20 protein-coding genes and 1 pseudogene are annotated in these 26427 nt (G+C 59.5%); 7 read left to right on the top strand and 14 right to left on the bottom strand.

Going from position 1 to position 26427, the window contains the following annotated elements; translation table 11 throughout:
* Positions 1–142: 142 nt before the first annotated feature.
* From QWI18_RS10930 to QWI18_RS10980, 11 genes are all read right to left on the bottom strand, one after another.
* Positions 143–1117 carry a peptide ABC transporter ATP-binding protein gene (locus QWI18_RS10930; RefSeq protein WP_296314329.1) on the bottom strand — a complete coding sequence of 325 codons (975 nt, stop codon included), beginning with the start codon at positions 1115–1117 and terminating at the stop codon, positions 143–145.
* Positions 1117–2085 carry an ABC transporter ATP-binding protein gene (locus QWI18_RS10935; protein ID WP_065990186.1) on the bottom strand — a complete coding sequence of 323 codons (969 nt, stop codon included), beginning with the start codon at positions 2083–2085 and terminating at the stop codon, positions 1117–1119. The genes QWI18_RS10930 and QWI18_RS10935 overlap by 1 nt, the downstream gene beginning before the upstream one ends.
* Positions 2086–2095: 10 nt before the next feature.
* Entirely contained in the window at positions 2096–3007 is a 912-nt protein-coding gene (locus QWI18_RS10940) for an ABC transporter permease subunit (RefSeq protein WP_133776273.1), read from the bottom strand.
* Positions 3008–3018: 11 nt separating this feature from the next.
* The gene (locus QWI18_RS10945) at positions 3019–4029 is read right to left on the bottom strand and encodes an ABC transporter permease subunit (protein WP_065990182.1); all 1011 of its coding nucleotides are present in this window, start codon (positions 4027–4029) and stop codon (positions 3019–3021) included.
* A gap of 64 nt (positions 4030–4093) precedes the next feature.
* Positions 4094–5701, bottom strand: coding sequence for an ABC transporter substrate-binding protein (locus QWI18_RS10950; protein WP_369318831.1), 1608 nt, complete (start codon positions 5699–5701; stop codon positions 4094–4096).
* Positions 5702–5796: 95 nt separating this feature from the next.
* On the bottom strand, positions 5797–7176 hold the full coding sequence (locus QWI18_RS10955) for an OprD family porin (RefSeq protein ID WP_065990179.1): 1380 nt from the start codon (positions 7174–7176) through the stop codon (positions 5797–5799).
* A 158-nt stretch (positions 7177–7334) separates the two neighbouring features.
* Positions 7335–8936 carry an ABC transporter substrate-binding protein gene (locus QWI18_RS10960; RefSeq protein WP_369318832.1) on the bottom strand — a complete coding sequence of 534 codons (1602 nt, stop codon included), beginning with the start codon at positions 8934–8936 and terminating at the stop codon, positions 7335–7337.
* 351 nt (positions 8937–9287) lie between these two features.
* Positions 9288–10916 (bottom strand): ABC transporter substrate-binding protein, encoded by a 1629-nt coding sequence (locus QWI18_RS10965; protein WP_065990175.1) that lies wholly within the window; start codon positions 10914–10916, stop codon positions 9288–9290.
* A 283-nt stretch (positions 10917–11199) separates the two neighbouring features.
* Positions 11200–12798 (bottom strand): ABC transporter substrate-binding protein, encoded by a 1599-nt coding sequence (locus QWI18_RS10970; RefSeq protein WP_065990174.1) that lies wholly within the window; start codon positions 12796–12798, stop codon positions 11200–11202.
* A 112-nt stretch (positions 12799–12910) separates the two neighbouring features.
* On the bottom strand, positions 12911–15079 hold the full coding sequence (locus tag QWI18_RS10975) for an HET-C-related protein (protein WP_369318833.1): 2169 nt from the start codon (positions 15077–15079) through the stop codon (positions 12911–12913).
* A gap of 250 nt (positions 15080–15329) precedes the next feature.
* On the bottom strand, positions 15330–16046 hold the full coding sequence (locus QWI18_RS10980; RefSeq protein ID WP_192132412.1) for an SIMPL domain-containing protein: 717 nt from the start codon (positions 16044–16046) through the stop codon (positions 15330–15332).
* Between the two features lie 206 nt (positions 16047–16252).
* On the opposite strand from QWI18_RS10980, the gene QWI18_RS10985 reads away from it, so the two are divergent.
* The 4 genes from QWI18_RS10985 (at position 16253) to QWI18_RS11000 (ending at position 20773) form a co-directional block, all read left to right on the top strand.
* Positions 16253–17509, top strand: coding sequence for an ATP-binding protein (locus QWI18_RS10985; protein ID WP_065990166.1), 1257 nt, complete (start codon positions 16253–16255; stop codon positions 17507–17509).
* Complete coding sequence (locus tag QWI18_RS10990; protein WP_065990162.1) at positions 17506–18066, top strand: response regulator transcription factor; 561 nt, start codon at positions 17506–17508, stop codon at positions 18064–18066. The genes QWI18_RS10985 and QWI18_RS10990 overlap by 4 nt, the downstream gene beginning before the upstream one ends.
* A 100-nt stretch (positions 18067–18166) precedes the next feature.
* Complete coding sequence (locus tag QWI18_RS10995) at positions 18167–19903, top strand: ABC transporter ATP-binding protein/permease (RefSeq protein WP_369318834.1); 1737 nt, start codon at positions 18167–18169, stop codon at positions 19901–19903.
* A gap of 120 nt (positions 19904–20023) precedes the next feature.
* On the top strand, positions 20024–20773 hold the full coding sequence (locus tag QWI18_RS11000; RefSeq protein WP_065990157.1) for a FadR/GntR family transcriptional regulator: 750 nt from the start codon (positions 20024–20026) through the stop codon (positions 20771–20773).
* Between the two features lie 65 nt (positions 20774–20838).
* On the opposite strand, the gene QWI18_RS11005 is transcribed toward QWI18_RS11000, so the two are convergent.
* From QWI18_RS11005 to QWI18_RS11015, 3 genes and pseudogenes are all read right to left on the bottom strand, one after another.
* Positions 20839–21138 carry a hypothetical protein gene (locus QWI18_RS11005; RefSeq protein ID WP_369318835.1) on the bottom strand — a complete coding sequence of 100 codons (300 nt, stop codon included), beginning with the start codon at positions 21136–21138 and terminating at the stop codon, positions 20839–20841.
* The gene (locus tag QWI18_RS11010; RefSeq protein ID WP_369318836.1) at positions 21135–21449 is read right to left on the bottom strand and encodes a tlde1 domain-containing protein; all 315 of its coding nucleotides are present in this window, start codon (positions 21447–21449) and stop codon (positions 21135–21137) included. The genes QWI18_RS11005 and QWI18_RS11010 overlap by 4 nt, the downstream gene beginning before the upstream one ends.
* Before the next feature lie 26 nt (positions 21450–21475).
* A pseudogene (locus QWI18_RS11015) lies at positions 21476–21808 on the bottom strand (Hcp family type VI secretion system effector); the annotation flags it as partial.
* A 545-nt stretch (positions 21809–22353) separates the two neighbouring features.
* On the opposite strand from QWI18_RS11015, the gene kdgD reads away from it, so the two are divergent.
* From kdgD to garD, 3 genes are all read left to right on the top strand, one after another.
* Entirely contained in the window at positions 22354–23265 is a 912-nt protein-coding gene (gene kdgD / locus QWI18_RS11020; RefSeq protein WP_065990147.1) for a 5-dehydro-4-deoxyglucarate dehydratase, read from the top strand.
* 174 nt (positions 23266–23439) lie between these two features.
* Positions 23440–24810, top strand: coding sequence for an MFS transporter (locus QWI18_RS11025; RefSeq protein ID WP_065990145.1), 1371 nt, complete (start codon positions 23440–23442; stop codon positions 24808–24810).
* A 12-nt stretch (positions 24811–24822) separates the two neighbouring features.
* On the top strand, positions 24823–26376 hold the full coding sequence (gene garD / locus QWI18_RS11030) for a galactarate dehydratase (protein ID WP_192132398.1): 1554 nt from the start codon (positions 24823–24825) through the stop codon (positions 26374–26376).
* Positions 26377–26427: the final 51 nt, after the last annotated feature.

Below are 26427 nucleotides of genomic sequence, written 5' to 3' on the forward strand. Positions count from 1 at the left end.
TTCCCGGCTAAAGCCGGTCCTACTAAAAGCAATTCCCGGCTAAAGCCAGCCTACACTGCAATTCCCGGCTAAAGCCAGTCCTACGCCAGCCACAAAAAAAGCCGTTGCGCTCGCACGCAACGGCCTTTTTCTTACTCAACCATCACGCCACAAACTGTTCCGCGTAATGGCAGGCAACCTGACGGTTGTCGACCCAGCGCAGCTCCGGCACTTCGGCGGCGCAGCGCTCTGTCGCGTACGGGCAGCGCTTGTGAAACGCGCAGCCGGACGGCGGGTTCAGCGGGTTAGGCAATTCGCCGACGATTTTGATCTTCGGCTTCGACGGGTCCGGGTGGATCGTCGGGGTCGCCGACAGCAGCGCCTGGGTGTACGGGTGCAGAGGGCGGTTGTAGATCTCATCCTTGGGACCCATCTCGGCCGGGCGACCGAGGTACATCACCAGCACGGTGTCGGCGACGTGACGCACCACCGCCAGGTTGTGGGAGATGAACACGTAGCCGGTGTTGAACTCTTGTTGCAGGTCCATGAACAGGTTCAGCACCTGAGCCTGAATCGACACGTCGAGCGCGGAAGTCGGTTCGTCCGCCACCAGCACTTTAGGCTGCAGCATCATCGCCCGCGCCAGTGCGATACGTTGACGCTGACCGCCGGAGAACATGTGCGGGTAGCGCTGATAGTGCTCGGGACGCAGACCGACCTGAGCCATCATCGCCTGCACTTTCTCGCGACGTTCGGCGGCGGAAAGGCGGGTGTTGATCAGCAGGGGCTCGCCCAGTTGATCGCCGACCTTCTGCCGCGGATTGAGCGACGCATACGGGCTCTGAAACACCATCTGTACGTCTTTGCGCAGCTGTTTGCGTTGTGCCTTGGTCGCGCCGGTGACTTCCTGACCGGCGATTTTCAGCGATCCCGAAGAAGGCTCTTCGATCAGCGTCAGCGCGCGGGCCAGCGTGGACTTGCCGCAGCCGGACTCACCGACCACCGCCAGGGTCTTGCCAGCTTCGAGTTCGAACGACACGCCATTGAGCGCGCGCACGGTTGCATGGGGCTTGAACAGCCCACGGGACACATCGTAGTGACGAGTAAGGTCACGAGCGGTCAGTACGATTTCGCTCATCACGCCACCTCCTGATTCAGCGGAAAGAAGCAACGCGCCAGGCTATGGGCTTTCGGGTCGAGGCCCGGGCGTTGCTGGCGGCATTTGTCCTGGACGTAAGGGCAGCGCGGCGACAGCAGGCAACCACTTGGGCGGTCGTAGCGACCCGGAACGATACCCGGCAGCGTCGACAGGCGCGCGGCGCCCATGCTGTGCTCGGGAATCGCCGCCAGCAGTGCTTCGCTGTACGGGTGCGCCGGGACGTCAAACAGCCCCGGCACCTGACCCACTTCCACGGCTTGGCCGGCATACATCACGCAGACCCGCTGAGCGGTTTCAGCCACCACGGCAAGGTCGTGGGTGATGAGCACCAGCGCCATGTCCTGCTCTTTTTGCAGGGCCAGCAGCAGGTCCATGATCTGCGCCTGGATGGTCACGTCCAATGCGGTGGTCGGCTCGTCGGCGATCAGCAGCTTCGGCTCGCCGGCGATGGCCATGGCGATCGCAACACGCTGGCTCATGCCGCCCGAGAGTTGATGCGGGTAGGCGTCCAGACGCTGTGCGGCGCCCGGAATCTCTACTTTCTGCAACAGCTCAAGCGCGCGCTGGTGGGCCGCGCGTCCGGACAGACCCAAGTGCTGCTTGAGCACTTCCTTGATCTGGAAGCCCACGGTGTAGCTCGGGTTCAGCGCGGTCATCGGGTCCTGAAAGACCATCGACATGTCTTTGCCGACGATCTTGCGACGCTGGCGCGCATTGAGCGTGAGCATGTCCTTGCCGTCGAAGACCAGGGCGTCGGCGGTGACGATGCCGGGGTGCTCGATCAGGCCCATGAGCGCCATCATGGTCACGGATTTACCCGAACCCGATTCGCCCACGATCGCCAGCACTTCGCCCTTGTCGACGGCCAGATCCAGGCCGTCGACGACCGGGGTGGCCGTGGCGTCGCCGAAGCGCACGTTGAGGTTCTTGATGTTTAAAAGAGACATTCGGACGTCCTCAGGCGGCGTTCTTGAGTTTCGGGTCCAGCGCATCGCGCAGACCGTCGCCCATCAGGTTGATTGCCAGCACGCTGAGCAAAATGGTCAGACCCGGGAGGCTCACCACCCACCAGGCGCGTTCGATGTAGTCGCGGGCCGAAGCGAGCATGGTGCCCCACTCAGGCGTCGGCGGTTGTACACCCAGACCCAGGAAGCCCAGCGCCGCAGCGTCGAGGATCGCCGAGGAGAAACTCAAGGTGGCCTGAACGATCAGCGGCGCCATGCAGTTGGGCAGCACGGTGATGAACATCAGGCGCGGTAGCGTTGCGCCGGCCAGACGCGCGGCGGTCACGTAGTCACGGTTCAGTTCGCCCATAACGGCTGCACGGGTCAGACGCACGTAGGACGGCAGGGAAACGATGGCGATGGCGATGACGGTGTTGATCAGGCCAGGGCCGAGGATCGCGACGATGGCCACCGCCAGCAGCAGCGACGGCAGCGCCAGCATGATATCCATCAGACGCATGATGGTCGGGCCGAGGATTTTCGGGAAGAAACCGGCCAGCAGGCCCATGAGGATGCCCGGAATCAGCGACATCACCACCGACGACAAACCGATCAGCAGCGACAGGCGCGAACCCTGAATCAGACGCGACAGCAGGTCGCGGCCCAGTTCATCGGTGCCCAGCAGAAACTGCCATTGGCCGCCTTCAAGCCAGACCGGCGGGGTCAGCAGGAAATCGCGGTATTGCTCGCTCGGGTCATGGGGGGCAACCCACGGCGCGAACAGGGCGCAGAACACGATCACCAGCATGAACGCCAGGCCCGCGACGGCGCCCTTGTTCTTGGAGAAGTGCTGCCAGAACTCTTTGTAGACGGACGGGTAGAGCAGGCTTTGATCGACTGCTACTACGGGAGTAGGTGTGCTCATAAAAAGGGATCTCAGCGCTGATGACGAATGCGTGGGTTGGCAAAGCCGTAGAGGATGTCCACCACGAAGTTGACCAGAATCACCAGGCAGGCGATTAGCAGGATGCCGTTTTGCACGACAGGGTAGTCACGGGCGCCAATGGCCTCGATCAGCCACTTGCCGATACCCGGCCAGGAGAAGATCGTTTCGGTCAGAACCGCACCGGCCAGCAGCGTGCCCACCTGCAGACCAAACACCGTCAGCACCGGGATCAGCGCGTTGCGCAGGCCGTGAACGAACACCACGCGAGCCGGCGACAGGCCCTTGGCGCGGGCGGTGCGCACGTAGTCTTCACGCAGGACTTCGAGCATCGAGGAGCGCGTCATCCGGGCGATGACCGCCAACGGGATGGTACCCAGCACGATGGCCGGCAGAATCAGGTGACGCAGGGCGTCCATGAACGAACCTTCTTCATCGCTGAGCAGAGTGTCGATCAGCATGAAGCCGGTTTTGGGGGGAATGTCGTACAGCAGGTCGATACGTCCCGATACCGGGGTCCAGCCCAGGGATACCGAGAAAAACATGATGAGGATCAGGCCCCACCAGAAGATCGGCATCGAGTACCCCGCCAGGGAGATGCCCATGACCCCATGGTCGAACAGGGATCCTCGCTTCAATGCCGCAATCACACCGGCCAGCAGCCCGAGAATGCCTGCGAAGATCAGCGCCGCAATCGACAGTTCCAGGGTTGCCGGGAACAGCGAAGTGAATTCGGACCACACGCTTGTGCGCGTACGCAGCGATTCGCCCAGGTCGCCATGGGCGAGCTTACCGACGTAATCGATGTATTGCGCATAAAGGGGTTTGTTCAGGCCAAGACGTTCCATGGCTTGGGCGTGCATTTCCGGATCGACCCGGCGTTCACCCATCATGACTTCGACAGGGTCGCCCGGAATCAGGCGAATCAGGGCGAAGGTCAGCAAGGTGATGCCGAAGAAGGTGGGTATGAGCAACCCCACTCGGCGAGCGATAAAACTAAACATCTTCTCGTGTACCTCATCAGGTACCGGCAGGTCTCTGGGTAGCAGAGCCCGCCGGATTCTTCTTCTACTTCACTTGGGTGGTAGCGAAGTTATTAGTGGTGAGAGGGCTGATGTGGTAACCCTCCACGTTGTTGCGCATTGCAGTGAACACCTTGGTGTGGGCCATGCTGATCCACGGCAGGTCCTGATTGAAGATCACTTGAGCCTGCTCGTAGAGCGAAGCGCGTTCGGCCGGGTCGGTTTTTTCCCTAGCCTGATCGATCAACGTCTGGAACTTCTGATTACACCAGCGCGAGTAGTTTTCGCCGTTCTTGGCGGCCTCGCAACTGAGCAGTGGGGTCAGGAAGTTATCAGGGTCGCCATTGTCACCTGACCAGCCGGCCGACACCATGTCGTGTTCGCCGTTTTTGGCACGTTTGAGCATTTCGCCCCATTCCATGACGCGTATATCTAACTTAATGCCGACTTTGGCCAGGTCGGACTGCATCATTTGTGCGCCCATGGCCGGATTAGGGTTGGTCGGACCGCCGCCGTTGCGCGTGAACAGGGTCAGCACGGTGCCTTCCGGAACGCCGGCTTCCTTGAGCAGGGCGCGCGCCTTGTCCAGATCGTGGGCAGGGTTTTTCAGGTCTTTGTTGTAACCCAGCAGCGTGTCCGGATACGGGTTCACGGCGACGGTGGCATTGTCCTTGCCAAACAAAGCTTTGACGTAGGCTTCCTTATCAAACGCAATCTCGATCGCTTTACGCACTCGCACATCGCTCATGTATTTGTGCGTGGTGTTCATGGCGATGTACGCGGTGGTCATCGAGTTCAGCTCATCGACCTTGAGGTTCGGATCTTTCTTGATGTTCGGAATGTCGTCCGGCTTCGGGTACAACGCAACCTGACACTCGTTGGCCCTGAGCTTCTGCAGGCGCACGTTGTTGTCGGTAGCGATGGCGAAGATCAGGGTGTCAGCCGGCGGCTTGCCACGGAAATACTCCGGGTTGGCCTTGAAGCGGACCTGAGCGTCCTTGGCATAACGCTGGAAAATAAACGGACCGGTGCCGATGGGCTGGCTGTTGAGGTTGCCGGTCTTGTTGGCCTTGAGTAACTGATCGGCGTATTCCGCCGAGTACACCGAGGCAAAGGCCATGGCGACGTCAGCCAGGAACGGTGATTCGCGGCGTGTCAGGGTGAACTTGACGGTGCTGTCGTCGACTTTCTCGACGCTCTTCAGCAGCTCTTTGAAACCCATGCTTTCGAAGTACGGGTAACCGACCTCCGACTGTTTGTGCCAAGGGTGGTTGGGGTCCAGTTGACGCTGGAAGCTCCAGACCACGTCATCGGCGTTCATGTCGCGGGTCGGTTTGAAGTATTCGGTGGTGTGAAACTTGACGCCCTTGCGCAGGTGGAACGTGTAGGTCAGGCCGTCATCGCTGATCTCCCACGTGTCGGCCAATGCCGGAACGATTTCCGTGGTGCCTGGCTTGAAATCCACCAGACGGTTGTAAATGGTTTCCGCCGAAGCATCGGCGGTCACGGCGGTGGTGTAGAGCGCCGTGTCGAAACCTTCCGGGCTGGCTTCGGTGCAGACCACCAGAGGCTTGGCCGATACGCCGACCGCAACGCTGAATACCGCCAGTGCGATCGCGCTGCGCAATGTTGCGAGTTTGAATGTCGATTTCAAGTAACGCACTCCGCAAGTGATGAAGCCATTAGTGAGTCGGTATCGGGCCACGAAGTTCGGTAAACCGCACCTTGAGGCCCGATCGATCGTGCTGATTACATAATGTTGAATGGAATGGTGGTCACCAGACGGAACTCGTTGATGTTGCCGTCGGCCTGGTTGGCGCTCGCGCGGTGAGTGGTGTAGGTCGCACGCATCGTGGAGGCCTTCAGCGGGCCGGACTGCAGGGTGTACGACGAGCCGACACCGTATTCGTAGTGATTTTCGCCGTCCATGCCGCGGACATCGTAAGCGGTGCCTTTGTAATGGGTGCCGTCGATGTCGAAACCGCGCGCTTGATAGATGTTGAATTTCAGACCCGGCACGCCGTAGTCAGCCATGTTCAGCAGGTAGCTCAGCTGCACCGACTTCTCGTTCGGGCCGTTGAAGTCCGACAGCAGGGAGTTGGCCAGGAAGATCGCGTTGGTGTCGTGGACGTAGTCGAAGTAGGTGTCGCCTTCGACTTCCTGGTACGCGACGCTGAAACTGTGCGCCTTGTGAGTGGCGGTCAACGACAGGCTGTACGTGTCGTTGTCGATCTCGCCCATCTTCTTCTGACCGGAATCCTTGGTCTTGTAGTAGTTCAGGTTGGTGCTCAGGCCCAGTACATCGGGGTCACCCAGTTCGTGGGTGAAGGCGAAGTAGTACTGATGCCAGAAGTCTTCGACGTTGGACGCGTAGAAGCTGGTGGTCAGGCTTTTGAAGGGTTTGTAATCAACGCCCGCCATGTCAACGCGATCGGCGGTGGCGGTGTTGTTGGTGTACTCGGAACGGAACTTGGTCAGGCTCTGCTCGGTGCGTGGCGATACGCGGTCGAAGCTGCCGGCCTGGATCGAGATGTTGTTGAACTCTTCACTCAGCACGCTCACCCCTTCGAAGCTCGAAGGCAGCGCACGGTTGCCGATGTAAGCCAGCACCGGGGTGTTCATCGACTGACGGCCGGCGGTCAGGGTCGTGTTGGAGACGCGCGCCTTGATATTGCCCAGGCCCAACTTGCTCCACTGCCCAACAGGGTCACCATTGTTTTCGGTCAGCGTACGGTTGGCGCCGCCCATCAGGTCGTCTTTGTCACGGTCCAGCGCGACGGCGTTGTAGACCGCCATTTGCGTGGCGAAGCCGACAGTGCCCTGGGTGAAGCCCGAGCTGTAATCAACGATGGTGCCCTGAACCCAGTTGATCCGGCGCGGGTCACTGTCGACCACAACGCCGTTCTCGCTGCGGCGGAACTCGCCGCCACGGCGCAGCAGTTCGTTGGCGTACCAGTTCTTGGTCGAACCGGTCAGTTTCGAGTCTTCCAGAAAGCCCTTTGCTTCGCCCTGGAGGTTGGTGGTGGCCAGTGTGGTCGGAACGAATTCCTGACTGGTCGGCTCTGCCTGGGCCGCGACGCTGATGGCGAGGACGGATAAGGCGAATACAGCGGTGCTGGCTTTTTTCACGTTCTGAAGCTCCCGATTGCTGCTTTTTTAGAGGCGGGCTTTTTATGGTGTAGCCCGCTCGGTGGTGCGGCCCCATGGGCCATTTTCTTGCCTATCCGGCGAAACGCGGATAAAGCAATGCCAAAGGGCGTGGTTGCGCCCCCAGGCATGTTTTTGAATCAGTCGGCGATGCTGACGCCCGAGAAGTTGTTGCGGTTGAACGGGCTCACCAGGAAACCTTGCACTTCCTTGCGCATCGGCTGAATCACCGTCGAGTGGGCAATCGGCGTAATGGGCACCTGTTCTTTCAGGTAATGCTGAGCTTGTTTGTACAGCGCGATCCGCTGGTCTTTGTTGGTGTTCGAGACGGCGGCCTTGACCAGGGCGTCGTATTTCTCGTCGCACCACATCGAGTAATTATTGCCGCCGATGGACGCGCAGCTGTAGAGCGTGCCCATCCAGTTGTCCGGATCGCCGTTGTCGCCGGTCCAGCCGATCAGCGAAATGTCATGCTCGCCGTTCTTGCTGCGCTTGAGGTATTCGCCCCACTCGTAACTGACGATGGTCGCCTTGATGCCCACCTTGGCCCAGTCGGCCTGGAGCATCTGGGCCATCAGCTTGGCGTTGGGGTTGTAAGGGCGCTGGACCGGCATCGCCCACAGGGTCAGTTCGGTGCCTTCCTTGACGCCGGCGGCGCGCAGCAACTCGCGGGCTTTTTCCGGGTTGTAGGGCGCGTCCTTGACCGTGTCGTCGTAGGACCACTGGGTCGGTGGCATGGCGTTCTGGGCCAGTTGCCCGGCGCCCTGGTACACCGCCTCGATGATCGCTTTTTTATCCACCGCCATGTCCAGCGCCTGGCGAACCTGCAAGTTGTCCAGCGGGGCGTGGCGGACGTTGTAGGTAATGTATCCGAGGTTGAACCCAGGCTTTTCGATGACCCTCAGGTTCTTGTCCTCTTTGATCGATTCAACGTCCGCCGGGCGTGGATTCAAAGTGACCTGACACTCGTTCTTTTTGAGTTTTTGAACCCGCACCGACGCATCTGTATTGATCGCAAAGATCAACTGATCAATCTTGACCCGACTCGGGTCCCAGAACTGTTTGTTTTTCACGTAGCGAATTTGCGAATCTTTTTGATAGCGCTGAAACACAAACGGGCCGGTGCCAATGGGCGCCTGGTTAATGTCGCGTACATCACCCGAGGTCATCAGTTTGTCAGCGTATTCAGCAGACAGAATGGACGCAAAGTTCATCGAAACATTCTGGATGAATGCCGCATCAACGTTGTTGAGCGTGAACACCACGGTCATTGGGTCGGTCTTTTCCACCGACTTGATGTTTTTGTCCAGGCCCATGCTGGTGAAGAACGGGAACTCCGTCGGATACGCCACGCGGAATGGATGGTCCTTGTGCAGCATGCGATTGAAGGTGAATAGCACGTCGTCGGCATTGAAATCGCGCGTGGGCGTGAAGAGCTTGTTGCTGTGGAACTTGACCCCTTCGCGCAGATGGAACGTGTAGGTCAGGTTGTCAGGGGAGATGTCCCAGCTCGTTGCGAGAGCAGGCACGACGCTGGTCTCGCCGCGTGCGAACTCGGCGAGACGGTTGTAGATCGGCTCGGCGGCATCGTTGTCAGTACCGGAGGTGTACTGGCCAATATCAAACCCGGCCGGGCTGCCTTCCGAACAGAAGACCAGGCTTTTGCTGGCGGCCTGAACAACGGGCGTCATAGCCAGGAGTCCAGCGGCAATAAGTGACGGCATAACGATAGTTGGACGCATGATATTCCTTATCGTGAGAGGCGCATTGAATGGCAATGCCTGCGCAATCCATGGCAATCGTTTGCGCAAATGGAGAATCAACGCCTGATACATCTCACTGTTCAAGATAGACAACGGACTGTATTTGCGGCTTGTCAGAAGGTATGTCTCTGGCGCCCCACAGTCCATAGTTACGCGTGCTTCAAAGTTTGTAGGAAAAGTGCTTATCGTAAGTAGGCAGGGGCTGTCGGACAGGCGCTAACCGCCAATCGCTACGCATCTAACGATAGTCAATTTCATTTAACGATCGAGCACATAACAACGCGATCGCGTCGCCCTGGGGCAACGCGACCGAGTGGTCATCTGGACGTATTACTTGCCGCTGACGCTGACGCCGTAGAACGAGTTCAGACCGAACGGGCTGATCTTGAAGTCCTGAACTTCCTTGCGCATTGGCTGATAAACAGTCGAGTGAGCAATGGGGGTCATAGGCACGGCATCTTTGAGCAGATGTTGAGCCTGCTTGTACAGCTCGGTGCGTTTGGCCTGATCGGTGGTTTCCTTGGCCTGATGGATCAAGGTATCGAACGGCTTGTCACACCATTTGGCGAAGTTGTTGCCGTTGAGGGCGTCACAGCCAAACAGAGTACCCAGCCAGTTGTCCGGATCACCGTTGTCGCCGCTCCAGCCAATCAGCATGGCGCCGTTTTCGCCCGCCTTGGCGCGCTTGATGTACTCGCCCCACTCGTAGGACACGATCTTGGCGTTGATGCCGATCTTCTTCCAGTCGTTCTGGAGCATCTCGGCCATCAGCTTGGCGTTCGGGTTGTAAGGACGCTGAACCGGCATCGCCCAGAGGGTGATTTCGGTACCTTCCTTCACGCCCGCCTGCTTGAGCAGGTCCTTGGCCTTGGCGACATCAAACGGTGCATCTTTGATCGTGGTGTCGTAGGACCATTGGGTCGGCGGCATGGCGTTGGTGGCCAGTTGGCCTGCGCCCTGATACACCGCGTCAATGATCGCTTTCTTGTCGACGGCCATGTCCAGCGCCTGACGTACTTTCAGGTCAGCCAGCGGGTTCGGCTTGTCTTCGCCCTTGATCTTCGGCATCACGTTGTAGGCGATGTAGCCCAGGTTGAAGCCGGCCTGATCAGGCATCTTCAGCGCGGGGTCAGCCTTCAGCGGAGCGAGGTCAGCCGGACGTGGGTAGGCGGTGATCTGGCATTCGCCTTTCTTCAGCTTCTGCGCACGAACCGAGGCGTCAGTGGTGATGGCGAAAATCAGGTTGTCGACTTTGACGTCTTCAGGCTTCCAGTAGTCCTTGTTCCCGGTGAAGCGGATGTTGGAGTCTTTCTGGTAGCTCTTGAACACGAACGGGCCAGTGCCGATCGGCTTCTGGTTGATGTCTTCCGGTTTGCCTTGTTTGAGCAACTGCGCGGCGTATTCAGCGGACTGAATGGAGGCGAAGCTCATCGCCAGGTTCTGGATGAAGGCAGCATCGACGGTGCCGAGGGTCATTTTGACGGTGTGATCGTCGACCTTCTCGATCTTGGTGATGTTGGTGTCCATCGCCATGTCGGTGAAGTACGGGAATTCGGTGGGGTACGCCTTACGGAACGGGTCGTCCTTGTTGATCATGCGGTTGAACGTGAACAGCACGTCATCGGCATTGAAGGTACGCGTCGGTTTGAAGTACGGCGTGGTATGGAATTTCACACCTTCACGCAGGTGGAAGGTGTAGGTCAGGCCATCCGGGGCAACGTCCCAGCTGGTGGCCAGGCCTGGAATCACAGCGGTGCCGCCACGTTCGAACTGGCTCAAACGGTTGAAAACGGTCTCGGCCGAAGCATCGAAGTCGGTACCGGTGGTGTATTGACCTGGATCGAAACCAGCAGGGCTGCCTTCGGAGCAGAACACCAGACTCGATGCTGCATGGGCGAAGGGAGCGCTGGCGATCAAACCTGCGCCGAGAAGAAACGGAATGACCGCTTTTTTGAGCATGGTGGCCTCAGTTGTTGTCATTTTTTGATTGAGGGTACGGCCTTTTGAGCCTGTCCCACGGATACTTATGCAGGCGCCATACCCAAAGCAAGATGTTGGCGCCAGCGAGGTGACAAACAGTGGCACGAACGTACACGAATGTCGCATAAGTGTAATTTCTGACGCTGTTGAACGTTTGCGTGTCGCATATCGATATCTTTGCAGCACCAAAAGGGTGCATCGCAACGTGGCGATTGCACCCGCTTCGGTCATCAAGTGTTACTTCGCTGTTGGTTTGTCCTGATTATTTGGTCAGGCTGACGCCGTAGAAGGGGGTCAGGCCAAACGGGCTGAGTTTGAAATCCTGAACCTCGTTGCGCATCGGCTGAAACACTTTGGAATTGGCGATCGGGGTGATCGGCACGTCCTTTTTCAGGATGTTCTGCGCCTGCTGGTACAGCTTGATGCGCTCATCGCGGTTGCTGGTCAGCTTGGCCTGGGTCACCAGTTTGTCGTAGCTGGGGTTGCACCATTTGGCGTAGTTGCTGCCCTTCACCGCGCCACAGCTGTACAGCACGCCGAGCCAGTTGTCGGGATCGCCATTGTCACCGGTCCAGCCGTAGATCATCACGTCATGCTCGCCCGCCTTGGCGCGCTTGATGTACTCGCCCCATTCATAGCTGACGATGTTGGCCTTGATGCCGATCTTCGCCCAGTCCGACTGAATCATCTGCGCCGACATGCGCGCGTTCGGGTTGGACGCGCGCTGCACGGTCATCGCCCACAGGTTGATCTGCGTGCCCGGTGCAACGCCCGCCTCCTTGAGCAGCTGCTTCGCTTTTGCCGGATCGTGGGGCGCGTCCTTGATGTTCGGATCAAAGCTCCACTGCGCCGGTGGCAGAGCGTTCTGTGCCAACTGCCCGGCGCCCTGGTACACCGCCTTGATGATGGCCGGCTTGTCGATGGCCATGTCCAGCGCCTGACGCACCTTCAACTGATCGAGCGGGGGATGAGTCACGTTGTACGCCAGAAAGCCCAGGTTGAAACCGGCCTGGCTCAGCACCTTGAGGTTCGGGTCCTTCTGCGCTTCTTCGATGTCCTGCGGGCGCGGATACCCGCTGATCTGGCATTCGCCGGTCTTGAGTTTCTGCAGGCGGGTGGCGGCGTCGGTATTGATCGAGAAGATCAGGTTGTCGAGCTTCACGTCCTCCGGCTTCCAGTATTCCGTGTTGCCGACGTAACGGATCTGCGCGTCTTTCTGATAGCGCTTGAACACGAACGGCCCTGTACCGATCGGCTTCAGGTTGATGTCGCCAGCCTTGCCCTGCTTGATCAGTTGCGCCGCGTATTCAGCCGATTGAATCGAGGCGAAGCTCATCGCCAGATTCTGGATGAACGCGGCATCGATGTTGTTCAGCTTGAAGCGGACGGTCTGATCGTCGACCTTTTCGACCTGCTTGATGGTGGTGTTCATGCCCATGTCAGTGAAGTACGGCGACTCGGACGGGTACGCCTTGCGGAACGGGTCATCCGGGTTCAGCAGGCGGTTGAAGGTGAACAGCACGTCATCGGCGTTGAAGTCGCGGGTCGGTTTGAAATAGTCCGTGGTGTGGAATTTCACGCCAGGCCGCAAGTGAAAGGTGTAGGTCAAGCCGTCGTCGGACACGTCCCATTGGGTTGCCAGGCCAGGCTCGACGTCTGTGCCGCCGCGCTTGAACTGGGTCAGGCGATTGAAGACGGTCTCTGCTGACGCATCGAACTCGGTGCCGCTGGTGTACTGGCTGGGATCGAAACCGGCAGGGCTGGCTTCCGAGCAATACACGAGGGTGCTGGCCGCCTGGACCGAAGGAACGCAAAGTGCCATGGCCGCTGCCAGGAGCAGGGGTTTGAAGGATGTGTCCATGTGAACCTCATTAAGTGCGGCACTCATGCCTGAATTCATCGACAGGATGATAGACAGCCAAGAATGCCGCACGGCTCACTCGGGCAACAAGCCTCGGAAATTCATAAGCTTATTACTTGATGATTTGCTGCAGGTCTTTCCACCACGTGGTTTCGGACGCCAGCTTCATGAACCCTTCCTCCAGATACCGCTGAAGGCGTGACGGCGCTGGCAGCTTGGTGTTTAGCACCTCATTCAGGTAGTTCTGACTGTCCTTGATGAGCGTGTTCTGAATGGCGCGGAGCTCGTCGATCGCCAACTGCTGGGTTCTGTCCAGCTCACTCTTTGATTCACTGCGCGCCACTTCCGCCGGATTGCTGGCCGCCCATGCGTTGACGATCGGGTATTGCCACTCGCTGTCGGCCGGGTGGCAAAAGAAGGCCGATGCCACAGCGACCGGGTCTGCGCCAGGTTTGCCCTCCCAGTAATCGACCATGGACCGGGCGACCCTGCGCACGGCTTCGGTGGCAAGCAGCGCCGCCAGATCGTGAAGCGGGTGTTCAGCGTGATCCTTGGAGAGTTGTGAGTGGGTGGGCTCGATGTCTGGATCTTCGTTTGGATCGCTGCCCAGCAGCGTTTGTGCATCGTCGACGCTGTTGCCGATCCAGGTCAGAACGCCTTGCGCCGCGCTGTTGTAAGCGTTGATCAAAATGGCTGCCGGGGTGTTGAGCAGCCAGCGGTAGAGCCTGAGCGTATCCACACCGACCGCCTGAGCGAGCGTCACCATGCCGTCCCTGGCCGTGAGCAGCGCGTTGAATGCAGTGAAGTAAGCCTGTTCGGGATGTTCGCTCAGCAGTATCAGCATCACTTTGTCCCGGTCCGAGCGATAACCCGGCTGGGAGATTTCAAACTGCAGCTCTTCGGTGGAGAAGAGGATCTTGCCCAGGGGGCCTGCCAGACTGGCCACCACGTCGGTGGCCCCGAACGTGCCTGTGACCAGGGGCAGATTCCATTTGACGTGAACAGGCGTTGTCCACGGCAGAACCCTGACATGCCCGGCCTTGATCAGGCTCAGCTCCACGAAGTTCGAATGGGCGAACAAGTCTTCGACCACATGCAGTGCGGCGCCGAAACTGCGCAGGCCGTCGAGGGAACGGCCGTGTTTCATGGCCAGCCGCAGCTCCTGTTCCATGTAGCCGACCGCATTACCGATGTAGCGCTTCATCGACGTGGCGAGCTCGGCACCCAGGGATGGGTCGCCGGGCAGCACCCAGGCTTCAAAGTCCGGATCACGCACTTTCGGGTCCGGGAACGGCGGATCGATGACCAACGGATTGTCGATGTGCTCCGTCGGTCGATAGACACCCAGCTTCTCCGGCGTGACCTTCATTTCGTTCGGGTAGCGCATCCGCAGGTCGATGAATTTTTTCGCCGCCAGCACGTCGACCAGACGGGTCCAGGCGTCGCGCGACAGCGTCGCCGGGAATTCGCCCGGGATGTCCGCCGCGCGGGTGATCTTGGGATCAACAACCTGAGAGTAATCCCGTAACCAGTTGCCGAAATAAACGGCGTCGATTTCCATTCGGCTGAGCTTGAAGTCCTGCAGCACCCATTCGATCGTCTGGTGAGTGCTGCCTTTGGTGTCAGTGCCCGCTTCGAACGCCTCACGATCAGAATGGGCGTGCGATGGCTCGAAGCGCAGATCGGTCGAGGCCAGATAGTCGCGAATGGCTTCGCAGGCTTGCTTCCAGGAAATCGCGTATTGACGCTCGGTGGAGGCCTCTTCGGCATACGTGGCGAAGGTCATGTCGTCTCGCGACGGGGAGGCTGTTTCGGTCAACCACAAAGTAAATAGATGACCCTCTTCGAACGGCGCATCGGTTGCCACTGGCGCCTGCTCATCGGTCAGTTCCCGGCGCAGGACGTTGTCGATGTGGTGACCGAATTCGTGGAGCAGTGCCGTCAACAACCACCAGTAGTGCTGCGGATTGGCGGTCGTGCGAGCGAAGAATGCCCAATCGACGCGGATGACCCGCTCGCGGTTGTCGTAGTCCGCTTCGAAGCCTAGATCCCGGGAGAGGAGGACCCCAGGGTTGTGTACTTCACCCGCCAGCAGCTTGTCCTGCAGATTCGTGTAGCGGTGAGCCGGGATGTCGTTGCCGAAGACGTTGCTCATCTCCAGGGCGAAAGAATCTGGCACGAGTTTTTCGGCCACTTGGGTCAGCAGGTCCAGCGCGAACGTGCTGCGTAACGTGCAGGTGGTCATGTCGACCGGAATGACGGGTTGAGCTTGAAAAGGCATGATCGGATTCTTCCTTGAATCATTAGCTGTGCACGGCCGTGCCCTGTGGATCAGGCGGCCTTAGGTGCGTGTTGAGGGTGAGTGTTGCCGGGGACAATTCTATGTATTCCGGCCAGCGTGGAAATCGGTCGAATCGCCCTGAGGCGTAGGAGACAGGGGGCGCGCTGATGGGGAAGGGGCCACGGGATGGCCGGAAAAAGTGGGAGCGTGCGAGGGAAAGAGCGGCAGCCGCCGGCTGCCGCCGCGTGCATCAAGGGATAGCGACTTCGATGACACCGTCTGCTGCGACGCTGACCTGGCTGGTGCCGGCTTCGACATCCGGCGTTGGCGCGGCGTCGGCACGCGCGGCCTTCATCATCATGACCGGCGCGCGCAGGTACGGCTGCGGAAAACCGGAGGTGTTGAGGTTCAGGTTGACCAGCTTGTAGCCGGTGCCGCCCAGTGCGTCGGTCACCAGTTTTGCGCGGGCGCGGAAGGCGGTGACGGCGTCCTTGAGCAGCGCGTCCTCGCTGGTCTTGCGCGCGGGATTGGAGATCGAGAAGTCCATGCCGCCCATCTTCATGTCGCCGCCCAGCAAGTCGCCGGTCAACTTCGACAGGGCGGCAAAGTCGGCGCTTTCCAGGCGAATTTCCGCATGCTCACGCCAGCCGGTGATCTTCTGGCCTTTGTCGTCGTAGACCGGGTAGCTGTTGCGGCTGCCCTGACGAATGTTGATGTCCTTGACCTGACGCGCTTCGCCCAGGGCCTTGTTCAGGGTTTCAGTAACGCCGGCCGCCAGTTTGGCGGGATCGGTGTTCTGCGCTTCGGTGTACAGCGTGACGGTCATCAGGTCGCGCTGCACTTCCTGGCTGACCTCGGCACGGACCGAAACCTGGTTGTAGTGAACGTCGTCGGCGAGGGCAGGGGTGCTGGCCAGCGCGAGTGCGCCGAGGGTGAACAATGTGGCAGTGGGGCGAAGGCTGAACATAAAAACTCCTTGTTTGGCGAACCGTCCCGAGGCGTGTGGCAAGCCCCGGCCGACGGATGCCCATGAGACTGTGAACCCGAAGGCTTGTTCCTGCACCGTTGTGCGGACATCAAATGAATGTGGCGCTTTGACGCACTTTGACGGCAACTGTTGTCGCATTGGTTATACTCGCTCCGATTCGCCTGGAGCGCTCATCAGGAGAGCTCATGCTCGCCCCCTTGCAACTGCTTTCCGCTACCCGTCAGAACCTCTGGCGCCTGACCTTCATTCGTATTCTGGTGCTGGGTGCGCAGGCCGGCTCGGTGGGGTTCGCCTATCTGTTCGATCTGCTGCCGCTGCCCTGGCTGCAGCTGGACATCACCTTGGGTTTTTCGGCGATCGTCTGCCTGCTGACGGCCATCCGCCTGCGCACCTCGTGGCCGGTGACCGAGCTCGAATACGCGGTGCAACTGGCATTCGACCTGTTTATCCACAGCGCGCTGCTGTACTTCTCCGGCGGCTCGACCAATCCCTTTGTCTCTTATTATCTGGTGCCGCTGACCATCGCCGCGGTGACGTTGCCGTGGCGTTACTCGCTGATCCTGTCGGGGATCGCACTCGCGCTGTACACCCTGATGCTGGCCAAGTTTTTCCCGCTGGATGCCTTCGTGGCCCGCGAGAACATGCAGATCTACGGCATGTGGCTGAGCTTTGCGCTGGCGGCCGGGGTGATCACCTTCTTCGCCGCGCGCATGGCCGAAGAGCTGCGCCGTCAGGAACACATGCGTGCCTTGCGCCGGGAAGAAGGCGCGCGCGACCAGCAATTGCTGGCGGTGGCGACCGAAGCTGCCGGGGCTGCCCATGAACTCGGCACGCCGCTGGCGACCATGAGCGTGCTGCTCAAGGAAATGCAGCATCACCACAAGGACCCTGCGTTGCAGGAAGATCTTTCGGTGCTGCAGGACCAGGTCAAGCTGTGCAAAGAGACGCTGCAGCAACTGGTGCGCGCTGCTGAGGCGAATCGCCGGCTGTCGGTTCAGGAGCAGACCGTCACGCACTGGCTCGATCAGGCGCTCAACCGCTGGCACCTGATGCGCCCGGAAGCCACCTACCGCTTCCAGCGCCTGGGGCAGGGCGATGTGCCGATGCTGGCGCCGCCGCCCGATCTGACCCAGGCGCTGCTGAACCTGCTTAACAATGCCGCCGATGCCTGCGCCGAAGGGCTCGAGGTGAATCTGGACTGGACCGCCACCGAGATTCGCATCAGCATCCGCGATCATGGCGCCGGCGTTCCGCTGGCCATCGCCGAGCAGATCGGCAAACCCTTTTTTACCACCAAGGGCAAAGGCTTCGGCCTTGGCCTGTTCTTGAGTAAGGCCAGCGTGACCCGCGCGGGCGGCTCGGTGAAACTCTATCCTCACGAGGAAGGCGGCACGCTGACCGAGCTGCGCCTGCCCCGTGACGCACGAGGAGATGAAGCATGACTGACGAAATCCAGGTTGAAGGCGAAGAACTGCCGCACCTGCTGCTGGTGGACGACGATGCCACCTTCACCCGCGTGATGGCGCGGGCCATGGCGCGCCGTGGCTTCCGCGTGAGCACCGCCGGTTCCGCTGACGAGGGCCTGGCCCTCGCGCAGCAGGACATTCCGGACTACGCCGCCGTCGACCTGAAAATGGAAGGCGACTCGGGGCTGGTGCTGTTGCCCAAGCTGCTGGAACTGGACCCGGAAATGCGCGTGCTGATCCTGACCGGTTATTCGAGCATCGCCACGGCAGTCGAAGCGATCAAGCGCGGCGCCTGCAACTACCTGTGCAAACCCGCCGATGCCGATGACGTGCTGGCAGCGCTGCTCTCCGAACACGCCGATCTGGACACCCTGGTGCCGGAAAATCCGATGTCGGTGGACCGCTTGCAGTGGGAGCACATTCAGCGCGTGTTGACCGAGCACGAAGGCAATATCTCCGCCACCGCCCGTGCGCTGGGCATGCACCGACGCACCTTGCAGCGCAAGTTGCAGAAGCGCCCGGTCCGTCGTTAAGCACGGACAGTTTCTTAAACATTTATTCATGGAAGATCGTCTGTGGCGTCTGGCACATTGGCGCCAACGCCTATAACTGCCCGCTGCCGAGCTTTTTGCCATGAATTTTGATGTAGACGAATCCAGGGTCAATGACGCTGTAAACGGGAGTTTCTTTTCCCGGGTCTGGAAGCTGGTCACGCCTTACTGGCGCAGTGAAGAAAAAGGCATGGCCTGGGTGCTGCTCATCGCAGTGATCGTGCTGTCGCTGTTCAGTGTCTTCATTTCAGTGCTGGTCAACAGCTGGTACCGCGACTTCTACAACGCGCTGCAGAACAAGGATCTGGGGGCCTTCACGCACCTGATTCTGTATTTCTGCGGCATTGCGGCCATCGCCATCCTCGGTGCCGTGTATCGCTTGTATTTGACCCAGATGCTCACCATCCGCTGGCGTCGCTGGCTGACCGAACAGCATTTCGCCAAGTGGCTCGCGCACAAGAATTACTACCGGCTGGAGCAGGGCGGTTACACCGATAACCCTGACCAGCGTCTGTCCGAAGACCTCAACAACTTTACCTCCGACACCCTCAGCCTGAGCCTGGGCCTGCTGCGCACCGTCGTCAGTCTGGTGTCGTTCTCGGTGATTCTGTGGGGCGTGTCCGGCAGCATCGAGCTGTTCGGCATCACCATTCCCGGCTACATGTTCTGGGCCGCACTTATTTATGCAGCGGTGGGCAGCTTGTTGACTCACCTGATCGGCAAACGCCTGATCGTGCTGAGCAACCAGCAACAGCGATACGAAGCCGACATGCGTTTCTCGCTGGTGCGCGTTCGCGAGAACGCCGAAAGCATCGCCCTGTCCGATGGCGAGGCCAACGAGAACCAGCGCCTGAGCGCGCGTTTCGGCATGGTCTGGAGCAACTTCTGGACGATTATGAAGGTGCAGAAGCGCCTGACGTTCTTCACCGCCGGTTACTCGCAGATCGCCATCGTTTTCGCCTTTGTCGTGGCCGCGCCGCGTTACTTTGCCGGCAAGATCGAACTGGGCGAGCTGATGCAGATCAACTCGGCGTTCGGCAATGTGCAGGAGAACTTCAGCTGGTTCATCGACGCGTACACCCAACTGGCGTCGTGGCGCGCCACCTGCGATCGTCTGCTCAGTTTCCGTCAGGCCATGGACGAAAACGAAGCGCGCGTGCCGGCCATCAAGGTCAGTCACGAGGGCGATGCCTTGCAGCTCGAAGGCCTCGCGCTGTCCCTCGCCGGCGGTCGCCAGTTGCTGAACAACGCAAACATCAGCATTGCCGCAGGCGAGAAGGTCATGCTCAGCGGCCGCTCCGGGAGCGGTAAAAGCACACTGCTGCGGGCGATGGGCGGGTTGTGGAAAGAAGGCCACGGTGCCGTGAAGTTACCGGCAAAACGTGCCTTCTTCCTGCCGCAAAAACCGTATCTGCCGATCGGCACGCTGCGGGAGGCGCTAAGTTATCCCCAGGCGCCCGAAGTCTATCCTGCCGAGCGCTTTGCTGAAGTGCTGGAAACCTGCCGCCTCGGTCATCTGATCTCTCGACTGGACGAGACCGAGCACTGGCAGCGCATGCTGTCGCCGGGCGAGCAGCAACGTGTCGCGTTCGCCCGCGCCCTGTTGTTCGCGCCGGACTGGTTGTACCTGGACGAAGCCACCTCAGCGATGGACGAGGAGGATGAAGCTGCGTTGTATCAGGCGTTGCTGGACGAGTTGCCGGGCGTGACCTTGCTCAGTATCGGCCACCGCAGCAGCCTCAAGCGCTTCCATCGTCGGCACGTGCGCATCGACGGCGGTCAGTTGCATGAGCAGCCGCTCACCGAAACGGCATTTTGAGCGTAGAGTGCTGAAGCGATAAAGTGTCGTAAACAAGGCGCCTCACCGGGGTTGTTGTGTGATCACACAACCTGGTGAGCTATCATCAGCGTTCAGCGTATTTAGAGATGCATGTTGGATATGGAAAATCAGAGCGCTCCGCCTCGCGCCCGCCGAAAGCACCGCAGTCTCGCGCAGGAGTTGGTTACCGAACTCTCCGAGCGCATCCGTAGTGGCGGACTCAAGCGCGGCGATAAGTTGCCCACCGAGTCCGCCATCATGGAAGAGCAGGGGGTCAGCCGTACCGTCGTACGCGAAGCCATCTCGCGGCTGCAGGCGTCCGGGCTGGTGGAAACCCGGCACGGCATCGGCACCTTCGTCCTCGACACGCCAAGCCCGAGTGGTTTTCGTATCGATCCGGCGACCATCGTGACCTTGCGTGATGTCCTGGCGATTCTTGAGCTGCGCATCAGCCTTGAAGTCGAGTCGGCCGGCCTTGCCGCTCAACGCCGCTCCGCCGAACAACTGGCCGACATGCGCGCCGCCCTCGACGCACTCACCGAAAGCGCGGCCCATGCCAGCGATGCGGTCGGCGCCGATTTCCAGTTCCACATGGCGATCGCCCTGTCGACCGGTAACCGCTACTTCACCGACATCATGAATCACCTGGGCACGAGCATCATCCCCCGCACCCGCCTGAACTCCGCGCGCCTCGCCCACGACGACAACCAGCACTACATGAGCCGCCTGAGCCGAGAGCACGAGGAAATCTACGACGCCATTGCGCGCCAGGACTCCGACGCCGCCCGCGCCGCCATGCGCCTGCACCTGACCAACAGCCGCGAACGCCTGCGCCATGCTCATGAAGAGGCTGAGTCGCAGCGGGCTTGATCTGGATTGATTGATAGGGGATCGCGTTGCTGCGGTGCCCTTGATCGAACAAGGTTATGGCTGGGTTATTCGACGTTTTGATCGATCGGTGCGCGTCTCCATTTTCGCAAGGCTTTGGTGAGGGCTAAGCATGTCAGCGTTGAAACCATGAGCGTCAAGCTGAGCGTCAAGAGAATGAGCATGTCTTCCCCGTCTTCCAGACCCTCCAATTTGAAGAGCGTTAGTAGCCATACATAAGCATTCATCCCGGTTTCAGTGTGAAGTATCCATTTCATCGGTCCGCCAATCATCACCCAGCGTTCGAGTAATATTGAAAGCGTAAGTATGAATACGATTTGCAGGAGTATCGCCAGCACTCTAATCATTTGGCCCCCTGAGAGTTTTCCAGCACATCCAACACTCCGAAGTATTTGATTCCAGTGCTAGGCAAGATTTCCCCTGGCATATTTCTCAAGGATCGACGTAGCTCATCGAATGCCAGCTTCGATGTCATTGTCACGCAGCCCTGGCTAATTCCCTGTGGTCCAACCGGATGAATCCGGAACGCACTTCGCTGAATGTTGTTGATAGTCGTCTGGTCGTCCACTTGGCCGTCGTCTCGGTAAAGGCTGAACCACTCGCTCCTGTCAGTTCCTGCAAATACGTCTTTAACTGGTTGTCTGATCCAGCCCAGCATGCCACCAGATTCTCTGGTCTAATATGAACTGAAGAAACAATCACTTCCTCAAGCTTTATTTCTAGGTATTTGATCTTGTCGTTGCCCGCCCGATTTAACGCGACCGTCACTTCTTTGAAGTGCCTGCCACTGCAGCAGGCTTCGTGCAGCTTAGGTGTTGCTTTATCGACAGCTTTTCGGAAGTACAAATCACTCATTTTCGCGCGGCCACTGCTGGCCCCACCCGAGCTCGTCGTGGTTGCGGAGGCTGACTGGCTGGCGCCGACATCAAAGTCTTCCATCTCAATCCAGTCTTTGAACTGGGCATCCAGTGACTCACCCGGGATGTCAGCCATTTTTAAAAATGCATCAATTGCCATTTCGTTTCGTTCCTTGCGGTTCGCGGTGATTAAGAATTTGAATTTGAACCGCAATGACTTTAGCGACGTGCCGCGCCCCGCAGAAGGTTTTCCAGGCAGGTGCGCGAGCAGTTTCAGAGAAGGACTACAACGTTTGGATCACTGGACTACGGAATAATCCGAGAGGGCGGTGAAAGCGCTTGATTCTGGCGGGAGGCCGTAGGAGTGAGCTTGCTCGCGATCGGCTGCGCAGCAGTCGTAAAGCTGAAGCTGCAGTTCGTTCCGACATGCCGCCTTCAAAAGGATGCTGCCGCTTCGCGCCAGGTCGCGAGCAAGCTCACTCCTACAAATAGCGCCATTTAGCGCAGCCCTTGGGGCGGCTGCGGCATCTGATAATCAGGCACCGTTACCACTTGCGAGAGCAGCCACGCACCACTCATCCTCACCCGGCATAAATATTTCAAAACGCTATTGAGTGATAACCCTCCCAGTTGTACGATGACTTACGACATCAGCGCAGGACTGGTGCTTCATCCACAAAAATAGCTCCCCAGGGTGTTCGAATAATGAATCCACAAGAACTGAAGTCCATCCTCTCTCACGGTCTGCTTTCCTTCCCGGTTACCGATTTCAATGCCCAGGGCGACTTCCACCGCGCTGGCTACATCAAGCGTCTGGAATGGCTCGCTCCTTACGGCGCCTCCGCGCTTTTCGCAGCGGGCGGCACAGGTGAGTTCTTCTCCCTGACCGGCGACGAATATTCCGAAATCATCAAGACTGCCGTCGACACCTGTGAAACCACAGTGCCGATTCTGGCTGGCGTCGGTGGTCCGACCCGCCAGGCGATTCAGATGGCTCAAGAAGCCGAGCGTCTGGGTGCCAAAGGCCTGCTGCTGTTGCCTCACTACCTGACCGAAGCCAGCCAGGACGGCGTTGCCCTCCACGTTGAAGCGGTCTGCAAATCGGTCAAGATCGGCGTTGTCGTCTACAACCGTAACGTCTGCCGCCTGACGCCTGCACTGCTGGAACAGCTGGCCGAGCGCTGCCCTAACCTGATCGGCTACAAAGACGGCCTGGGTGATATCGAGCTGATGGTTTCGATCCGCCGTCGTCTGGGCGACCGCTTCTCGTACCTGGGTGGTCTGCCCACCGCAGAAGTCTATGCCGCCGCCTACAAGGCGCTGGGCGTGCCGGTTTACTCGTCGGCGGTGTTCAACTTCCTGCCGAAAATGGCCATGGACTTCTACCGCGCCATCGCCAAAGACGATCACGAGACCGTCGGCAAGCTGATCGACGATTTCTTCCTGCCTTACCTCGACATCCGCAACCGCAAGCACGGCTATGCCGTAAGCATCGTCAAGGCGGGCGCCAAGCTTGCCGGTTACGACGCAGGCCCGGTCCGCGCGCCGCTGACTGACCTGACTTCCGAGGAAGTGGACTTGCTGGCTGCTCTGATGGACAAGCAGGGCAAGCAGTAACCGCCCGGATGCCGCAAAACCGCTGAGCGATCAGCGGTTTTTTGCCCTCGGGGCTTCGCTAACAGATACCTGGCAGTACCGCTTCACATCGCATCTGTTTTAGGGGCAGGGGCGAGCAGCACACACATAAGATCGTTTACCCGCACAAAAAAATAATTAGTGGGAGTTTCGAACATGCTGAAAACCAAGCCGACGCACGTCCGCTATTTGATCTTGCTCATGCTGTTCCTGGTGACCACGATCAACTATGCCGACCGTGCAACCATCGCCATCGCGGGCTCCAGCCTGCAAAAAAGCCTCGGCATCGACGCCGTCACCCTCGGTTTCATCTTCTCCGCATTTGGTTGGGCCTACGTCGCCGGCCAGATCCCGGGCGGCTGGCTTCTGGACCGTTACGGCTCCAAGAAAGTCTACGCAATGAGCATCTTCACCTGGTCGCTGTTCACCGTGCTGCAAGGCTACGTCGGTGAATTCGGTCTCTCGACCGCCATCTTCCTGCTGTTCGCCCTGCGCTTCATGGTGGGCCTCGCCGAAGCACCGTCGTTTCCCGGCAACGCCCGTATCGTGGCGGCCTGGTTCCCGACGTCTGAACGCGGCACGGCCTCGGCCATCTTCAACTCGGCGCAATACTTCGCCACCGTGCTGTTCGCCCCGATCATGGGCTGGATCGTCTATACCTTCGGCTGGCAGCATGTGTTCATCGTGATGGGCAGTATCGGCATCCTGTTCTCGCTGATCTGGCTGAAAGTTATCCACAGCCCGCGCAACCACCCGAAAATCAACAAGGAAGAGTTCGATCACATCGCCAACAACGGCGGCATGGTCGACATGGATCAGGACAAGGGTAAAGGCTCCGCCAGCGGTCCCAAATGGGACTACGTGCGTCAGTTGCTGACCAACCGCATGATGCTGGGCATTTACCTGGCTCAATATTGCATCAACGGCATCACCTACTTCTTCCTGACCTGGTTCCCGGTGTACCTGGTTCAAGAACGGGGCATGACCATTCTCAAGGCGGGCTTCATTGCATCGCTGCCGGCCATCTGCGGCTTCATCGGCGGCGTACTGGGCGGGATCATCTCCGACTACCTGCTGCGCAAAGGCCATTCGCTGACCTTCGCACGCAAGGCGCCGATCATCGGTGGCCTGCTGCTGTCGACCTCGATCGTGACCTGCAACTACGTCGATGTCGAATGGGTCGTCGTGGGCTTCATGGCACTGGCCTTCTTCGGCAAGGGCGTGGGCGCACTGGGCTGGGCGGTCATGTCCGACGCGTCGCCGAAACAAATCGCCGGTTTGAGCGGCGGTCTGTTCAACATGTTCGGTAACATCGCCTCCATCACCACCCCGATCGTCATCGGCTACATCATCAGCACCACCGGTTCGTTCAAATGGGCCCTGGTGTTCGTCGGCGCCAACGCGCTGGTGGCAGTGATCAGCTACATCTTCATCGTCGGTGAAATCAAACGTGTAGAACTCAAGGAAACCCCAAAGAAGGGTGCCTTGCCGGCCAGTGAAGCCGAGCTTTCTCAAGCGAAACTCTGAGGAAAAACCGTGATGAACTTGATCCAACATGCCGACTCGCCGCGTTACATTCGCCTGCATGCGCTTGATAACGTCGTCGTCGTGGTCAATGACCAGGGCGTCCCGGCGGGGACTGAATTCGATAACGGTCTGGTGACCGTCGACAATGTGCCGCAGAGCCACAAGGTGAACACCGTGGACATCGCCGAAGGGGAGCCGATCATTCGTTACGGCCACACCATCGGCTATGCGCTGCAGCCGATCCCGAAGGGCAGTTGGGTCAGGGAAGATCAGCTGCGCATGCCGTCGGCGCCAGCGCTGGACAGCCTGCCGATGTCCGATGCCGTGCCGGTCCGCGGTGAGCCGCTGGAAGGCTTCACCTTCGAGGGCTATCGCAACGCCGACGGCACCGTCGGCACGCGCAATATCCTGGGCATTACCACTACGGTGCAGTGCGTCACCGGCGTTCTGGATTTCGCCGTCAAGCGCATCCGCGAAGAACTGCTGCCCAAATACCCGAACGTCGATGACGTGGTGGCGCTGACCCACAGCTACGGCTGCGGCGTCGCCATCACCGCCAAGGACGCGTACATCCCGATCCGCACCGTGCGCAACCTGGCGCGTAACCCGAACCTGGGTGGCGAGGCGCTGGTGATCAGCCTGGGCTGCGAGAAGTTGCAGGCCGATCAGGTCATGCACAGTGACGACGCCTCGGTCGATCTGAGCGAGCCGTGGCTGTATCGCTTGCAGGATTCCAAACACGGCTTCAACGAAATGATCGAGCAGATCATGGAATTGGCCGAGACCCGCTTGAAGAAGCTCGACCAGCGTCGTCGCGAAACCGTGCCGGCGTCGGAATTGATTCTGGGCATGCAGTGCGGCGGCAGCGATGCGTTTTCCGGCATCACCGCCAACCCGGCACTGGGTTATGCCTCGGACCTGCTGCTGCGCGCAGGTGCGACCGTAATGTTCTCGGAAGTGACCGAGGTGCGTGACGCGATCTACCTGCTGACCTCCCGTGCGGAAAACATGGAAGTCGCTGAAGGCCTGGTTCGTGAAATGGATTGGTACGACCGTTATCTGGCCAAGGGCGAAGCGGACCGCAGCGCCAACACCACGCCGGGGAACAAGAAGGGCGGGTTGTCGAACATCGTCGAGAAGTCGCTGGGGTCCATCGTCAAATCCGGCAGCAGCGCGATCAACGGGGTGCTTGGCCCTGGCGAACGGGTGACGCGCAAAGGCCTGATCTTCTGCGCAACGCCGGCGAGCGATTTTGTCTGTGGGACGTTGCAACTGGCGGCCGGGATGAACCTGCACGTGTTCACCACCGGGCGCGGCACGCCGTACGGTCTGGCGATGTCACCGGTGGTGAAAGTGTCGACCCGTACCGAGCTGGCCCAGCGCTGGCCGGACCTGATCGACATCGATGCCGGGCGCATTGCGACCGGGCGTGCAAGCATCGAGGATCTGGGTTGGGAGCTGTTTCACTTCTATCTGGACGTGGCCAGTGGCAAGAAGACGACCTGGACCGAGAAGTATCGTCTGCACAACGACATCACCCTGTTCAACCCGGCGCCGATTACCTAAGCCGGAATTCAGCCCTTTACCAGCCGGGCATCTGAGCCCGGCTGGATCACG

The sequence above is a fragment of the Pseudomonas sp. W2Oct36 genome (assembly GCF_041060465.1).
In the GTDB taxonomy this organism is placed as follows: domain Bacteria; phylum Pseudomonadota; class Gammaproteobacteria; order Pseudomonadales; family Pseudomonadaceae; genus Aquipseudomonas; species Aquipseudomonas graminis_B.

Bases quoted from the DNA above. Each gene is read 5' to 3' on its own strand.
- QWI18_RS10935 (WP_065990186.1), bottom strand. From the start codon at position 2,085: ATGTCTCTTTTAAACATCAAGAACCTCAACGTGCGCTTCGGCGACGCC.
- QWI18_RS11010 (WP_369318836.1), bottom strand. From the start codon at position 21,449: ATGCTGGGCTGGATCAGACAACCAGTTAAAGACGTATTTGCAGGAACT.
- garD (WP_192132398.1), top strand. From the start codon at position 24,823: ATGAACTTGATCCAACATGCCGACTCGCCGCGTTACATTCGCCTGCAT.
- QWI18_RS11005 (WP_369318835.1), bottom strand. From the start codon at position 21,138: ATGATTAGAGTGCTGGCGATACTCCTGCAAATCGTATTCATACTTACG.
- QWI18_RS10930 (WP_296314329.1), bottom strand. From the start codon at position 1,117: ATGAGCGAAATCGTACTGACCGCTCGTGACCTTACTCGTCACTACGAT.
- QWI18_RS10975 (WP_369318833.1), bottom strand. From the start codon at position 15,079: ATGCCTTTTCAAGCTCAACCCGTCATTCCGGTCGACATGACCACCTGC.
- QWI18_RS10970 (WP_065990174.1), bottom strand. From the start codon at position 12,798: ATGGACACATCCTTCAAACCCCTGCTCCTGGCAGCGGCCATGGCACTT.
- QWI18_RS11025 (WP_065990145.1), top strand. From the start codon at position 23,440: ATGCTGAAAACCAAGCCGACGCACGTCCGCTATTTGATCTTGCTCATG.
- QWI18_RS10980 (WP_192132412.1), bottom strand. From the start codon at position 16,046: ATGTTCAGCCTTCGCCCCACTGCCACATTGTTCACCCTCGGCGCACTC.
- kdgD (WP_065990147.1), top strand. From the start codon at position 22,354: ATGAATCCACAAGAACTGAAGTCCATCCTCTCTCACGGTCTGCTTTCC.
- QWI18_RS11000 (WP_065990157.1), top strand. From the start codon at position 20,024: ATGGAAAATCAGAGCGCTCCGCCTCGCGCCCGCCGAAAGCACCGCAGT.
- QWI18_RS10990 (WP_065990162.1), top strand. From the start codon at position 17,506: ATGACTGACGAAATCCAGGTTGAAGGCGAAGAACTGCCGCACCTGCTG.
- QWI18_RS10995 (WP_369318834.1), top strand. From the start codon at position 18,167: ATGAATTTTGATGTAGACGAATCCAGGGTCAATGACGCTGTAAACGGG.
- QWI18_RS10985 (WP_065990166.1), top strand. From the start codon at position 16,253: ATGCTCGCCCCCTTGCAACTGCTTTCCGCTACCCGTCAGAACCTCTGG.
- QWI18_RS10940 (WP_133776273.1), bottom strand. From the start codon at position 3,007: ATGAGCACACCTACTCCCGTAGTAGCAGTCGATCAAAGCCTGCTCTAC.
- QWI18_RS10945 (WP_065990182.1), bottom strand. From the start codon at position 4,029: ATGTTTAGTTTTATCGCTCGCCGAGTGGGGTTGCTCATACCCACCTTC.
- QWI18_RS10960 (WP_369318832.1), bottom strand. From the start codon at position 8,936: ATGCGTCCAACTATCGTTATGCCGTCACTTATTGCCGCTGGACTCCTG.
- QWI18_RS10965 (WP_065990175.1), bottom strand. From the start codon at position 10,916: ATGCTCAAAAAAGCGGTCATTCCGTTTCTTCTCGGCGCAGGTTTGATC.